Raw genomic sequence first — 13,236 nt, forward strand, 5'->3', positions numbered from 1 at the left:
GGTACTCCTCGAAGCGGCGCGCGGTCAGCGCAGGGTGGCGAGCGGGGCGGCGGAGGCGTCGTGCAGGCGCAGCAGCAGCAGGCCGACGGCGACGGTGCCGTCCAGCGCGCCGAGGTTGACGGCGTCGTGCGCGGCCCGGTCCGGGAACCAGGTGCCGTGCAGGCGGTGGCGGGTGAGCAGTTCGCGGACCATCAGGGCGGCGGCCTCGCGGCCGTCGTAGAACGGGCCGGGCAGCAGCGCCTCGACGTCCTCCGGCAGCGTGTGGACCAGGCCCGCCTCGGCGGCGGTGAGCGCCTCGGTGGCGGCGGAGAGCAGGGCGCGGCCGGTGAGGGCGGCGAGTTCGGGGCCGGTGACGGGCGGGGCGAGCGCGCCCAGGTCGGCCTGGTCGACGGCGTCGGCGCCGAGCGAGACGGCGGTGTCCAGGCAGGCGAGGCGTCCGGAGCGGGTGCCGGTGGCGAAGCGGTGCGCGTGCAGCCGGGCCCGCAGGTCCTCGGGGTCGGTGAGCAGCGCGGGGGCTTCGGCGAGGGTGCGGGCGAGCGCGGCGGCGATCGAGTCGGCGCCGCCGGGGACGAGCTCCAGGAAGTCGAACGCGGTGTGCTCGTCGGCGAGCCGGTCGATCGCTCCGGCCGCCAGCAGCCGGATGCCCTGGTCGGTGTCGGGGTGGCTGCCGCCCGCCCGGCGCAGCCGCAGCAGGTTGAGCAGCAGGCCCGCGCTGCCGAGCGGCACGTCGGCGTGCGGGACCTTCGTCGGGCGGCCGGGCCGGTTGGAGGCGGACTCGGCGACCGACAGCGCGCCGGGCACCAGGGCCTGGGCGGCGGTGAGGAAGTCGGCCTCGCCGAGCAGCAGCCCGCCCCGGGCCAGGCCGTGGATGATCGCGCCGGGGCCGAAGAAGCCGCCGGGGACGGGCGCGCCGGAGGCCAGCCGGGAGTCGCCGGCGAACGCGAAGGCCATCGGCTCCTTCGGGTCGATCAGCGCGGCGGCCTCGGCGAGCAGGCCGTGCGCGGCCCGGTGGAAGCGCGGTTCGCCGGTGGCGGACCAGAGTTCGGCGAGCAGCAGGGCGATGCCGAGGGTGCCGGAGGTCAGGTCGGGGCCGAGCGCCTCGACCTGGCGCAGGCCGGTGCCCGGGTACCAGCTCTGGCCGAGCCAGCCGGTGGGGCGCCGGTCGGCGAGGACGCGGTCGCCGAGTGCCGTGGCGGCGGACAGCAGTTCGCCGGGGCTGGGCGGCTGGGCCGCGCGCAGCGGCCGGGCGGGCACCGCCGGGGGCCGCTCGGTGCCGGCCCGGGCGGCGTCCGCGCAGCCGGAGAGCACCGCGACGTGGCCCTCCAGGTCGAAGCCGTCGAGTTCGGCGACCCGCAGCTGGAGGCGCTGCCAGCCGGTGGACTGGAAGTGGCCGGGGATCTCCCGGCCGTCGGCGGTGAACACCGAGGAGGAGGTGGTCAGCGAGCGGAAGAACGGGATGTCGAAGGAGCGGAAGGAGTCGAGCTCGGCGAGCACCACCTCCAGCAGGTCGCCCCGGGCCGCGTCGCCCGCGCGGGCGGTGACGGCGCCGCGCAGCGCCCCGGCGATGACGGTCTCCCGGGTCGCGCCGTCGTCCAGCGCGAACGGGCTGGTGGAGGCCCGCAGGATCTTGTAGCCGTCCCAGGTGTGGCGCCAGATGTAGCGCACCCAGATGCCCCGGAACCCGCTCAGCGGCCCTTCGGGGTCGGCGAGTTCGCCGCGCAGCCGGTGCAGGGCGGCGTGCATCTCGCGGTAGCCGTCGACCACCTCGTCGGTGTACTGCCACGGGTCGGCGGGCTGTCCGTCGTGCACCGGGCGGTAGGCGGGCAGCGGCAGGGCGGGCACGCCGGGGGCGCTCTCCAGGCTGCCGACCCGGGACAGGCAGCCGATGTCGAGGGCGTCGGTGCGTCCGGCCGGGGTCCACGCCTGGAAGGCCATCGCGGTGCGCACCACGGTGGTCTCCAGCTCGTCCAGCAGGCCGTGCTGTCCGGCGGTCAGCACCGGCGGGGCCTGGACGCGCGGGTAGAGCAGGCACTCCAGGTCGATCAGGACGGGGTGCTCGCCGTCGGCCAGCAGGTTGTCCGCCCACAGGTCGCGGCCCTCCAGCAGCTGCACCAGCCGGATGGTCATGCCCAGGCGGTGGTAGAACCGGGCGAAGCCCGCGCGGTCGGCGCAGGGGCGGGACGGGACCAGCTCCTCCCAGCCGTAGTCGCCGGAGCAGTCGGTGCTGAGCGAGGCGCCGTGGCCGTCGTCGCCCCGGTCGGAGCGGATCAGCACGGTGCGCAGCGGCAGGTCGAGGGAGAGCTCCCGGTTGAGCCGTTCGACCAGGCCGAGGAAGGCGGTGGCGTGCCGCATGTCCTTGGGCTTGTAGACCACGCCCGCGCCGCTCTCGAAGCGCAGCAGCGCCACCGAGCGGCCCTGGGCGTGCCGGTCGCCGGCGTCGCCGTGCACGGAGTCCAGCGCGCCCGGGTCGGTGCCGCCCCACATCTCGGCCACCAGGCCGGCCCGGTCGGCGGAGAGCCGGGCGAACATCTCGGTGTACATCTCCTGCCACTGCCGGCAGACCGTGCCGATCAGGTGGGCCAGCGCGGGCAGCCGCTCCAGCCGGGCCAGCCAGCCCGCGGCGGAGGCGTCCGGGCCGCCCTCGGCGTCCCAGCTGGTGGCGCGGGGGCGGCCGGTGGCGAGCTGGAACTCCTGGCAGAGCGTCAGGTTGGCGGCCTCGACCAGCCGTCCGGTCAGGGTGCCGACCACATCGGCGCGGCCCTTCGCGGTGACCGGGACGCCCAGCACGGAGCCGTCCCCGGCGGGCAGCAGGGCGTCGGCGGCGGCCCGGAAGCCGGCCGTGACCGCGCCCGGTCCGGTGGCGGGCGCCTCGCTCTGGGCGCGCAGGAACACCGCCAGCGCGTGGGCCCAGGAGGGCAGCGCGGCCGGGTCGGTCAGCCGGACCCGGCGCAGGCCCTCGCCGAGCGGGCGGCCGGTCTCGGCGAGGTGGTCGAGCAGCACCCCGGCGGAGCGCTGGTCGCCGGCGGCGCGGCGCAGCCAGGTCTCGACGGCGGCGGCGCGGCTGCGCCGGTCCTCGGCCGGGTCGGGGGTGAACAGGGCCTGCCCGTCGTCGCGGGCGGCGGCGCGTTCCTCGAAACTCGCCGCGGCGGCGATCACGGCGTGCAGCCGCTCGTCGGCGCCGGGCAGGCCGGGCAGCAGGGCGGCGGTCGGGGCCGCGTGGCCCGGGGTCCCGGGGGTGCGGAGCCAGGTCTGAACGTCGAGCGACATCTCACATCTCCTGGAAGCGGGCGAGGCGGGTGAACAGGGGGTCGGTGCCGAGCAGTTCGCGGTAGGTGCCCGCGGCGGACACCCGGCCCCCGTCCAGCACGTAGATCCGGTCGGCGGTGCGGATGGTGCTCAGTCGGTGGGCGATCACCAGGCGGGTGCGGTCGAGTCCGGCGACGGCCTCGGCGACCCGCTGCTGGGTGGCGTTGTCGAGCGCGGAGGTGGCCTCGTCGAGCAGCAGCACGGCCGGGTCGCGGACCAGGGCCCGGGCCAGCAGCAGGCGCTGCACCTGGCCGCCGGAGAAGCCCTGGGCGTCCTCGCCGACCCGGGTGCCCAGGCCCATCGGCAGGGCGCGCAACTCGTCGGCGATCCCGGCGAGTTCGGCGGCGTGCCAGATCCGGTCCTCGGCGACGTCGGGGTCGGCGCCGGCCAGGTTCTCCAGCAGCGAGCCGCGCAGCATCCGGCCGTGCTGGAGCACCGAGCCGAGCTGGCGGCGCACCAACCGGGCGTCCAGCGAGGCCAGTTCGCGGCCGTCGTAGCGGACCGCGCCGGATTCGGGCCGCTCGAAGCCGAGCAGCAGCCGGATCAGGGTGGACTTCCCGGCGCCGGACGGGCCGACCACGGCGACGAACTCGCCGGGCTCGGCGCGCAGCGACACCCCGTCCAGGGCGGGCAGCGCGCTGCCCGGGTAGCGGAACACCACGTCCTCCAGGGCGAGCCGCCCCTTCAGCCGGCCGGGGTCGGTGAGCTGTCCGGCCCGCTCGGCGGCGTTCACGGCCGGTTCGGCGAGGATCGGGCGCAGCCGCTCCAGCACCGGGGCGACGCCGTACGCGCCGACCGCGGCGTGGGTGACCTGGCCGAGCGCCAGGGCGACCTGTCCGGCCGCCACCCCGGCGGCCATCAGGTGCCCGGCCTCGGCGGCCGGGCCGAAGGTCGCCCCGGCCAGCAGGACGGCCAGCAGCAGCGGCTGGAGCGCGGTGGTCAGTGCGCTCGACAGGGCCTCGCTGCGCATCGCGGCGGCGTCGGCCCGCTTCTGCCCGGCGAACGGGGCGGCCCAGCGGGCGAACGCCTGGATCTCCCGGCCGGCGGTCTGGATCTTGTCGATGCCCAGCAGCAGCCCGTACAGCACCCCTTGGAGCTGCCCGTGCGCCGCGTACACCTGGGACTCGTACTCCTGGCGGCGACGGCCGAGCAGCAGCAGCGCGGCCGTCACCGCCAGCACGGCGAGCAGCAGCAGCCCGCCGAGCCGCCAGTCCACCAGCAGCAGGACCGTCAGCCCGGTGACGGCGAACACCGCACCGAGTACGGCGCCCACCAGCACCTCCGAGAGGGCCTGGCGGGCCTGCGCCACCGCGTTCGCCCGGTGCACCAGGTCACCCGTGGTGTAGTCGCGGAAGAACCTGGCGTCCTGGGCCAGCAGCCGGTCCCAGACGGCGGGTTCGAGCGCGTGCTGCACCCGGCTGGTGAGCCGGACGGCGGCGGTGTTGCGGACCAGCGTGAGCAGCCAGGACGCCACCACCGCGGAGCCCAGCAGCACGGCCAGCCAGCGCACCGGGTGCCGTTCGGCCAGCAGCAGGCCGGGCAGCAGCACTCCGGTGGACAGCGGGACGAGCAGGCCGAGCAGCGCCGACACCAGACCGGCCAGGCTCAGCACTCCCAGGTCCCGGCGGGCACCGGGCACGGCGAGGGCGAAGCGCAGCAGGTCGACCGGGGACGGGCACCCCGGCGGCAGCGGCGGGTACAGCAGCAGCGCCTGGCGGCTCAACTCCGCACGGGTGGCAGCCCGTTCGGAGCCCGGGTCGTGGCGGCGGTGCCGTCCGGCCCGGGGTATCAGGGCGATCGGCCGGCCGTCCTCGGCGGCGAACGCCACCATCGGCCCGGCCGTGCCGGTCTCGTCCCCGTCGGCGAGGGTGACCGGGCGCCAGCGCACCCCGGCCCGGCGCAGCAGCGCCGTGACCGGGTCGGCGGCGTCCCGCACCGCGGCGGGGATCTCCTTCGGCACCGGCACTCCCAGCGCCCGCAGCACCTCCCGCGCCAGGTCCGCGCGGTGGCGCGGCGCTGTCGGCGTGGTGCCGCCGGGGCGCGGGGAGGTGTGCGGACGGGTGACGGTGCCGAACTCGGCCAACGCGTCCGCGAGTGCGGTCCGGTTGGCGGCCGCGGTGGCGTCGGCCCGGGTCGCCGGGTCGCGCTCCTCGTCCTCCGCGGCGGTCTGCGGTCCGCCCCGACGGGCGGCGGTCGTGGTGCTCATGCCTGCTCCTCCGTCCGAACGGTGCGGTTCTCGGTGGTGGTCGTGGTGGTCGTGGTGGTCGTGGTGGTCGTGGCGGCCGCGGTGCTGGTGGCGGCGGCGGGGGTCTTCCGCTCGGCGTCGCGCAGCAGCTCCCGGTAGGGGCCGTCCTGTCCGGCGAGCTCGGCGGGCGGGCCCTGCTGGACGATCCGGCCGGCCTCGATCACCACCACCCGGTCGGCGGCCTGGATGGTGCTCAGGCGGTGGGCCAGCACCAGGCAGCTGACGCCGCGGCGGCGCAGGTGCTCGTTGACGGCGGCCTCGGTGTGGGCGTCCAGGGCGCTGGTGGCCTCGTCGAGCACCACCAGGACCGGGTCGAGGGCCAGGGCCCGGGCGATCTCCAGGCGCTGGCGCTCGCCGCCGGACCAGTTCCGGGCGTCCTCGTCGATCCGGGCGTCCAACCCGCCGCGGCGGCGGACCAGTTCGGTGGCCTCGGCGTCGGCGAGCGCCCGGTGCAGGGCGTCCTCGCCGGCCGACGGGTCCCAGAGCGTCAGGTTCTCCCGGACGGTGCCCTCGAAGAGCCGCAACTGCTGCTCCACGTAGGCGACCTGGGCGGTGACGGTGCCCCGGTGCCAGTCGTCGCGGGGCCGCCCGTCGAGCAGCACCTCGCCCTTCCAGGGGCGCAGCACGCCCGCCGCGAGCCGGGCCAGCGTGGACTTGCCGCTGCCGCTGCCGCCGACCACCGCGACCCACTCGCCGGGGGCGATCCGCAGCGAGATCCCGGCGAGGGCCGGCGGCCGGTTCGGGTCGTAGCCGAACTCCAGCCCGCGCAGCTCCAGTTCGCCGCGCAGCCGGACCGGTTCGGCCGGGGCGTCGAGCACCGGGACGAGGTACGGGTCGACCTCGCTGGTCTCGATGTCCTCCAGCAGCGCGTTCTGCGCCCGGGCGACGGTGAACTCGGCTCCGGTGCCGACGAGTTGGGAGACCGGCAGGAGGAAGCCGTTGAGCAGCAGCAGGAAGGCCAGCAGGGTGCCGAAGGAGAGCGAGCCGGCCAGCAGCAGCACCGTCCCGGCGACCACCGCGGCGGCCGCGGCGGCCGAGTTGAGCGCGCCGGGCAGCGAGAGCGGCACCAGGACGCTCTCGGCGACCCGCTGCCCGGTGTGCGCGGCCCGGGCCTGCCAGCCGGCCCAGGAGCGGAACAGCGCGTCCTCCGCGCCCTCCGCCTTGACCGTCTCGATCGCCGACACCCCCGCGAACGCGACACCGTCCCGCTTGTGGCCCTCCGCGTGCAGCCGGTGGATCGTGCCGCCGCGCCGCCGGTCCGCGGAGCGCAGCGCGAGCGCGTCCAGCACCGCGACCGCCACCGGGATGGCGGCGAGCTTCGGCGCCAGCCAGAGCAGCGCGGTCAGGTGCACGGCGGCGGCGGCCAGCGAGGAGGCCGCGCCGGCCACCCGGTAGGACAGCAGGTTGGCCAGGCCGTCGTTGAGCTGCACCCGGGTGACCAGGCCGCCGAGCTGGCGGCGGTGGAAGAACGCGCCGGGCAGCCGCAGCATCCGCCACAGGAAGGACGCCGAGGAGCGGGCGGCCATCGCCTCCAGCACCCGGTTGACCATCGCGGAGCGCAGCCAGTTCCCGGCCAGCACCAGCCCGGCGACCGCCAGCCCGGCCAGCGTCAGCGGCAGCGCCCAGCCGCCCGCGCCGCCGTTGACCACGGTCGCCAGGTAGGTGCGCAGCAGGAACGCGGAGGCCACGCCGGGCACCGTCATCAGCATGCCGACCAGCACCGCGACCAGCATCGGCCACGCGTACGGCCGCATCCGGGCGGTCAGCGAGCGCAGCAGCGGGAAGCGGCGCCCGCCGCGTTCGAAGTCGGGGCCGGGCTCGAAGCCCACCGCGATGCCCGCGAAGGAGTCCCAGAACTCCGCCGGGGTCGCCGAGTAGGAGCCCAGCGAGGGGTCGTTGACGTGCACCCGGCCCCGCCTGACGCCCTCGAAGACCGCGAAGTGCGGGCCGGTGACCAGCACCATCGACGGCACCGGCACCGCGCCGAGCCCCTCCAGCCGGTCATCCTCCCGCCGCACCACCCGGCGCCCCCGGGCCAGCAGCCCGTACCGCCCGGCGGCCCGCGCGACGGCCGCCGCGCTCACCCCGTCCCGGCTGACCCCGCAGGCCCGGGACGCCTCGTTCAGCGTCACCCGCCGCCCGAACGCCCCGAGCACGACGGCGAGGCAGGCCGCCCCGCAGTCCTGCTCCTCCATCTGCGGCACGACGGGCGTGCGGAGGTAGGTGCGCTGCTTGGTCCTGGGCTTGCTCTTCTCGGGCTCGGCCCGCTCGGTCCCGGGCTCGGGCTGCTCGGGCTGCTCGGGCTGCTTGGTCCGGCTGGCCTGCTCGGTCCGGTTGGCCTGCTCGGTCCCGGGCTCGGGCGGCTTGGACTCCGCCTTCTTCGGCTCCGTCCTCGGCTCGCCGCTGTTGGCGGTGCGCGGCTCGGTGGCGGGCGGTTCGACGGCAGCGGTGCGGGTGGGCTTCATCGCTTGGCCTCCTGTCCGAGCACCGCCTGGTACGGGTGCCGGCTGCCGAGGTCGACCCGGACGTCCAGCGCCAGCGGGCCGTTCAGCGCGACGCCCTGCGGGAGCCGGGCGTACGCCACCCAGACGGGCGCGGTGCCGGCGGGCAGGCCGGGGACGGCGACCGGCAGGGTGCCGTCGAGCGAGTCGGCCCGGACGGGCAGCGGCTCGACCCGGTCGACGACGGCGCGAATCGCTCCCCCGCCGGGCACCGGGACCAGCACGGGCAGGCCGGGGGCGAGCTTCGCGGCGTCCTTCGGGTCGTCCACCAGCAGCCGGACGGTGGCCGGTGCGGCGCTCGCGTCCAGGGTCAGCACGGGTGATCCGGCGGCGAGCCGGGCTCCGGGCGCGGCCAGCAGCGCGCTCACGGTGCCGGCCGCGGGAGCGGTGACCTCGGTGGTGGACCCCTCCGCGCCGACCAGCGCGAGCACCTGCCCGGCCGTCACGTGCTCGCCCGGCCGAACCTTGAACTCCAGCACGCTGCCCGGGTGTTCGGCGGCCACCCGGACGGGGGCGTCGCCGTGGGCGGCGACCGCGTGCACGGTCAGGGTGTGCGGGAGCCTGCCCCACACCGTCCAGCTCGCGCCCGCGCCGACGGCCAGCACCAGCGCGGCGCCGGCCAGCCACAGCCGGGCCCCGACCAGCCGTACGGGCTGGTCGAGTCCGGGCTCCAGCACGGCGGCGGCCCGGGCGGCGGCGACGGCGGCGACGGCGTTCCGCGCCCGGGACTCCGCCTCGGTCTCGCGCGGTGTCCCGGCCTTCGTGTCGGCCTTCGTGTCGACCTTCGTGCCGGACTCGGTCTCGGGCCGGGGTTCGATCGTGATGCTCATGCCGCCACCTCCATCAGCTCGGGCACCGGCGCGGTCCGCGGCGGGCAGGCCACCGGCAGTTCGCGCACCCCGCCGAAGGCGAACTGCTCGGTCGGGCGGGCGGTGGCGTCGGTCAGCGTGGTGCTCAACTCCCTGGTGGCGTCGGCCTCGGCGAGGCCGCGCAGGACGGCGGAGCCGGCGATCAGGGAGAGCGGCGCGCCCAGGCAGTGGTGCGGGCCGTGGCCGAAGGCGAGGTGCTGGCGCTCGGCGCGGTCGAGGTCGAAGCGGTCGGGGTCGGCGAAGCGGCGCGGGTCCCGGTTGGCGGCGGCGTACAGCAGCATGGCGACGCTCCCGGCCGGGACGACGGTGTCGCCGAGCGCGACCTCCCGGGTCAGGGCCCGGGCGCTGGCCCGGACGGGGCTGCCGAGCCGCTGGGCCTCGTCGAACACGGCGGCGGCCAGCCCGGGTTCCTCGCGCACCCGGGCGGTCAGGCCGGGGGTTCGGATCAACTCCCAGGCGGCGACGGCCAGTCCGGAGGTGAGCGTCTCCAGCCCGTTGGCCAGCAGCATCACCACGAAGGCGAGCAGTTCCTCGGTGTCGAGCCGGCCCTCGCCGCGGGCGGTGGTCAGTCGGCTGATCAGGTCGTCGCCGGGGTCGGCGGCCCGGGCCGCGCACAACTCCTCGACGTAGGCGTGGAATTCGGCGAACTCGACGTCCAGCTCGGCGGCCTCGGGGCCGTTGCCGAAGGGGTCGAGCATCGAGCGGGCCACCAGGCTCGCCCAGCCGGTGATCCGGCCCTGCTCGGAGTCGGGGACGTCGAGGATGGCGCAGGAGACCGCGACCGGCAGCGGGACGGCCAGGTCGGCGACGAGTTCGAAGGAGCCGACGGCGATCAGCGGGGCGAGCAGCCGGGCGGCGGTGCTCTCGATCCGCTCACGCATCTGCTCCAGCCGGCGGTGGCTGAACGCGGCGGTGGCGAGCCGCTTGAGCCGGGTGTGGTCGGCGCCGTCGCGCATCGGCAGCATCCGGTTGACCACCTTGAGCAGCGCGGTGTTGCCCGCCCGGGGCAGGCCGACGGTGGTCGGGTCGACGTTGGTCCCGGGGTTCATCAGGACGGTGAGGATCTCCTGGTAGCCGGAGACCACGTACAGCGGGCCGAGGTCCAGGACGGGCGCCTCGGTCAGCAGCCGGCGGTAGAGCGCGGGTGGGTCCTGCTGAGCGGCGGGCTGCTGGATGAACCGCGTCAGCTCGTGCCGGAGGCTGTCCATGCCCGGCTCTCCTTCAATCTGGCGGTGGGGCTGGGGTGTGGGGTCCGGTCCGGGTGCCGGAGTGCCGGGGTGCCGGTGGGCCGGGTGGGGGGTGCGGGGGTGGGCCGCCGGAGAGCGGACCACCCCCGCACAGGTCCCGAATTACTCGGCCGCGACCTCGGCGACGGAGTTCGACACCGAGCTGAAGCTCGACACCGGGCAGGCGGCGGAGAGCAGGGAGGAGACGGAGACGCCGCCGTTGACGGTGTCCAGCTCCTCGACCTCGATGTCGAACTGCTCGTCCTTGTTGATCTCGTTCTGCGCCATGGGAATCTCCCTCGGTTTCGCGGCGCCGACCCGCTGATCGGACCGGCCGCCTCGGTTTACTCTTTTCCCGCCCTTCGCTTTCCCGGTTTCGCTTTCCCCGGTTCCGCTCTCGGCGATGTCTCAACTATGACCGACCCTCGAAAATCCGTGCAGTAGGAGATGTCAGATTCCGGCGGACGCAAATGTCACCACCCGAGATGACATTTTGCACGTGTTCTGACCTGCGGCGATGCGCTACTTGCCGTTCCCCGCCCGGACCCGTCACGCTGCATACATGACACCTCTTTCCGAGAATTCCCCGGCCGTGGAGGTAGTGGACCTGCGGCGCAGCTACGGCGATTACGAGGCGGTGCGCGGCATCTCCTTCTCCCTCGCCCGCGGCGAACTGCTCGCCCTGCTCGGCACCAACGGTGCGGGCAAGACCACCACCCTGGAGGTGCTGGAGGGCTACCACCCGCCGACCTCCGGGCACGTCCGGGTCTTCGGCCTGGACCCGTTCACGGCGGGCCCGAAGGTCCGCCGGCGCACCGGGACGATGCTCCAGGAGGGCGGGTTCTTCAAGGAGTTGACGGTCAAGGAGACCGTCGACTGCTGGCGCTCCTTCACCAGCCGGGCCCGGCCGACCGCCGAGGTGCTGGCGCGGGTCGCGCTGGAGCCGAAGGCCGGCACCCGGGTCTCCCAGCTGTCCGGCGGCGAGCGCCGCCGCCTGGACCTGGCGCTGGCCGTGCTGAACGACCCGGAGCTGCTGTTCCTGGACGAGCCGACCACCGGCATGGACCCGGAGGCCCGGCGCGCCACCTGGCGGCTGGTCGAGGAGCTGCGGGCGGCGGGCACCACGGTGGTGCTGACCACCCACTACCTGGAGGAGGCCCAGCAGTTGGCCGACCGGGTGGCCATCATGGACCGGGGCGTGATCGCCGCCACCGGCACCGTCGCCGAGGTGCTGTCCGGCCGCGGCGACCTGATCACCCTCCCGCTGCCGCCCGGCGGCGACCTCGCCGCCCTGCCCGAACTGCTGGGCACCGCACCCACCTCGGCGGACGGCCGGGCGGTCTACCGGGTGCCCCGCTCGGCGCCCGCGCTGGCCGCGCTGCACGCCTGGGCGGCCTCCCGGGGCGTCGAGCTGGACGGCCTGGAGGTGCGCGCCAGTTCGCTGGAGGACGTCTTCCTCGACCTCGCCGACCACGACCACGACCACGCCCACGCCACTCCCGCCCCCACCCCCACGCCCGCCACCGGCGCCACCACCGCCGCCACCACCACCGCAGGAGCGTCCCGATGAGCTGGTTCACGTACGCCAAGGGCCAGTTCGGCCTGTCCTGGAAGGTGTTCTGGCGCAACCGGCGCTCCACCTTCATCGGGTTCCTGCTGCCGGTGCTGCTCAACCTGGTGATCGCCGCGCCGCTGCGCGACAAGGAGATCGGCGGGGTGAACGCCGCCGGGTACGTGGCGGTGGGGCTGCTCGGGCTAGCCCTGGTGACCTCGTTCGTCAACCTGCTGGGCAGCGTGGTGTCGCGCCGCGAGGAGCTGGTGCTGAAGCGGCTGCGCGGCACCGAGTGCCCGCCGAGCGCGATCTTCGCGGGGCAGCTGGGCGCGGGCGGGGTGGTGGTGCTGATCCAGGCGCTGGTGCTGGGCGGTGTCGCGGTGGGCTGGTTCGGCGCGCCGCTGCCGGCCGATCCGGCGCTGCTGCTGCTCACCCTGCTCGGCGGCTACCTGCTGTTCTCGGTGCTGGCGGTGGCGCTGTCCGGGGTGACCCCGTCCGCCGAGTCCGCGCCGCTGGTGGCGACGCCGGTGCTGGTGCTGTGCATGTTCGGCGCGGGCGTGTTCACCCCGGTCGCGGGCCTGCCCGACTGGCTGCGCGGGCCCGCCGGGGCGCTGCCGCTCTCCCCCGTGATCCGGGGGCTGCGGACGGCCTGGTTCGGCCGCGGCTTCGGCCCGGAGACCTGGGCGGGCGGCCCGCTCCCCCGCCTGGACCTGCTGCACGGCTGGACGGCGGCCGGGCCCTCGCTGCTGCTGCTCGCCGCCTGGCTGGCCGCCGCCGCGATGCTCTCCCGCCGCCTGCTGCGCTGGGAGCCCCGCCGGGGCTGAGCCCGCCCGGGCGTTTCCGCGCGCGGCTGATCCACCGTCGGTTAACGCCGCTTACCCAACTCCGACCGGCCCGCCCGTCCCGAAGTGCCCGCGCCCCAGGGGACTTCCGGCCGTGGCGGGCCGTCGGCGTTCCGGCGGAGGCTGGTCCGCGCGGGCCGTCTCCTGCCGTCGGCGGGTGCCCGTACGCGTCCCACCGGGAGGCCCGCGATGTCCCGAAGCCGGCCACGACTCAGCCTGCTGACGCTCGACAGCACCCCGGAGTCGGTCGCCGGGGCCCGCCGCCACACCGTCCTGGTGCTGCACTGCTGGCACGCCCGGGACGGGCTCTCCGACGCCGCCCGGCTGGTGGTCTCCGAGCTGGCCACCAACGCGGTCCGGGCCCGCGGCGGGCCGAGCGGCTTCACCCTCTCCCTGGCCCTCCGCGACGACCACCTGCTGGTGCAGGTCGGCGACCAGGACCCGCGCCCGCCCCGCCCCCGCGAAACCGGGCCCGACGCCACCGGCGGCCGCGGCCTGCACCTGGTCGACGAACTCTCCTCCCGCTGGGGCTACTACCGCACCCCGCCGAACGGCAAGGTGGTCTGGGCCGAACTCCCCACCGGCCCCGAGGACACCACCCGCACGACCACCCCTACGACCACCCCCCTGATCGACGCCCGGCAGCCCCGCGTCCCGATCTCCCCTCCCGCCGACCGCTGCCACTGAGGCCCCGC

Annotated in this window: 9 protein-coding genes; 3 read left to right on the forward strand and 6 right to left on the reverse strand. The window is 76.0% G+C overall.

Translation table 11 applies throughout. The features are described from left to right. Positions 1–24: 24 nt before the first annotated feature. The 6 genes from ACIP60_RS11230 to ACIP60_RS11255 form a co-directional block, all read right to left on the reverse strand. Positions 25–3,267: a DUF4135 domain-containing protein gene (locus tag ACIP60_RS11230; RefSeq protein ID WP_400682336.1), complete on the reverse strand. Its 3,243-nt coding sequence runs from the start codon at positions 3,265–3,267 to the stop codon at positions 25–27. A 1-nt stretch (position 3,268) separates the two neighbouring features. After that, positions 3,269–5,512: an ATP-binding cassette domain-containing protein gene (locus tag ACIP60_RS11235; RefSeq protein WP_400682337.1), complete on the reverse strand. Its 2,244-nt coding sequence runs from the start codon at positions 5,510–5,512 to the stop codon at positions 3,269–3,271. Then, the gene (locus ACIP60_RS11240) at positions 5,509–8,016 is read right to left on the reverse strand and encodes an ATP-binding cassette domain-containing protein (protein WP_400682338.1); all 2,508 of its coding nucleotides are present in this window, start codon (positions 8,014–8,016) and stop codon (positions 5,509–5,511) included. The genes ACIP60_RS11235 and ACIP60_RS11240 overlap by 4 nt, the downstream gene beginning before the upstream one ends. Continuing rightward, positions 8,013–8,882 (reverse strand): biotin/lipoyl-containing protein, encoded by an 870-nt coding sequence (locus ACIP60_RS11245; protein ID WP_400682339.1) that lies wholly within the window; start codon positions 8,880–8,882, stop codon positions 8,013–8,015. The genes ACIP60_RS11240 and ACIP60_RS11245 overlap by 4 nt, the downstream gene beginning before the upstream one ends. Further along, positions 8,879–10,129 carry a cytochrome P450 gene (locus ACIP60_RS11250; RefSeq protein ID WP_400682340.1) on the reverse strand — a complete coding sequence of 417 codons (1,251 nt, stop codon included), beginning with the start codon at positions 10,127–10,129 and terminating at the stop codon, positions 8,879–8,881. Before ACIP60_RS11250 ends, ACIP60_RS11245 begins: the two co-directional genes overlap by 4 nt. 141 nt (positions 10,130–10,270) lie before the next feature. After that, on the reverse strand, positions 10,271–10,435 hold the full coding sequence (locus ACIP60_RS11255) for a hypothetical protein (RefSeq protein WP_157852240.1): 165 nt from the start codon (positions 10,433–10,435) through the stop codon (positions 10,271–10,273). Between the two features lie 274 nt (positions 10,436–10,709). Here ACIP60_RS11255 and ACIP60_RS11260 point away from each other — a divergent pair, with 274 nt between their 5' ends. The 3 genes from ACIP60_RS11260 to ACIP60_RS11270 all read left to right on the forward strand — a co-directional run bounded on the left by ACIP60_RS11260 (position 10,710) and on the right by ACIP60_RS11270 (position 13,228). Next, on the forward strand, positions 10,710–11,717 hold the full coding sequence (locus ACIP60_RS11260; protein WP_400682341.1) for an ABC transporter ATP-binding protein: 1,008 nt from the start codon (positions 10,710–10,712) through the stop codon (positions 11,715–11,717). Continuing rightward, a complete protein-coding gene (locus ACIP60_RS11265; protein ID WP_400682342.1) occupies positions 11,714–12,523 on the forward strand; it encodes an ABC transporter permease in 810 nt (269 codons plus the stop codon). Before ACIP60_RS11260 ends, ACIP60_RS11265 begins: the two co-directional genes overlap by 4 nt. A 207-nt stretch (positions 12,524–12,730) precedes the next feature. Next, positions 12,731–13,228, forward strand: coding sequence for an ATP-binding protein (locus ACIP60_RS11270; protein ID WP_400682343.1), 498 nt, complete (start codon positions 12,731–12,733; stop codon positions 13,226–13,228). Positions 13,229–13,236 lie beyond the last annotated feature (8 nt).

This window comes from Kitasatospora sp. NPDC088783 (genome assembly GCF_044750705.1).
In the GTDB taxonomy this organism is placed as follows: Bacteria; Actinomycetota; Actinomycetes; order Streptomycetales; family Streptomycetaceae; genus Kitasatospora; species Kitasatospora fiedleri.

Bases quoted from the DNA above. Each gene is read 5' to 3' on its own strand.
- ACIP60_RS11255 (WP_157852240.1), bottom strand. From the start codon at position 10,435: ATGGCGCAGAACGAGATCAACAAGGACGAGCAGTTCGACATCGAGGTC.
- ACIP60_RS11270 (WP_400682343.1), top strand. From the start codon at position 12,731: ATGTCCCGAAGCCGGCCACGACTCAGCCTGCTGACGCTCGACAGCACC.
- ACIP60_RS11265 (WP_400682342.1), top strand. From the start codon at position 11,714: ATGAGCTGGTTCACGTACGCCAAGGGCCAGTTCGGCCTGTCCTGGAAG.
- ACIP60_RS11235 (WP_400682337.1), bottom strand. From the start codon at position 5,512: ATGAGCACCACGACCGCCGCCCGTCGGGGCGGACCGCAGACCGCCGCG.
- ACIP60_RS11250 (WP_400682340.1), bottom strand. From the start codon at position 10,129: ATGGACAGCCTCCGGCACGAGCTGACGCGGTTCATCCAGCAGCCCGCC.
- ACIP60_RS11240 (WP_400682338.1), bottom strand. From the start codon at position 8,016: ATGAAGCCCACCCGCACCGCTGCCGTCGAACCGCCCGCCACCGAGCCG.
- ACIP60_RS11245 (WP_400682339.1), bottom strand. From the start codon at position 8,882: ATGAGCATCACGATCGAACCCCGGCCCGAGACCGAGTCCGGCACGAAG.
- ACIP60_RS11230 (WP_400682336.1), bottom strand. From the start codon at position 3,267: ATGTCGCTCGACGTTCAGACCTGGCTCCGCACCCCCGGGACCCCGGGC.
- ACIP60_RS11260 (WP_400682341.1), top strand. From the start codon at position 10,710: ATGACACCTCTTTCCGAGAATTCCCCGGCCGTGGAGGTAGTGGACCTG.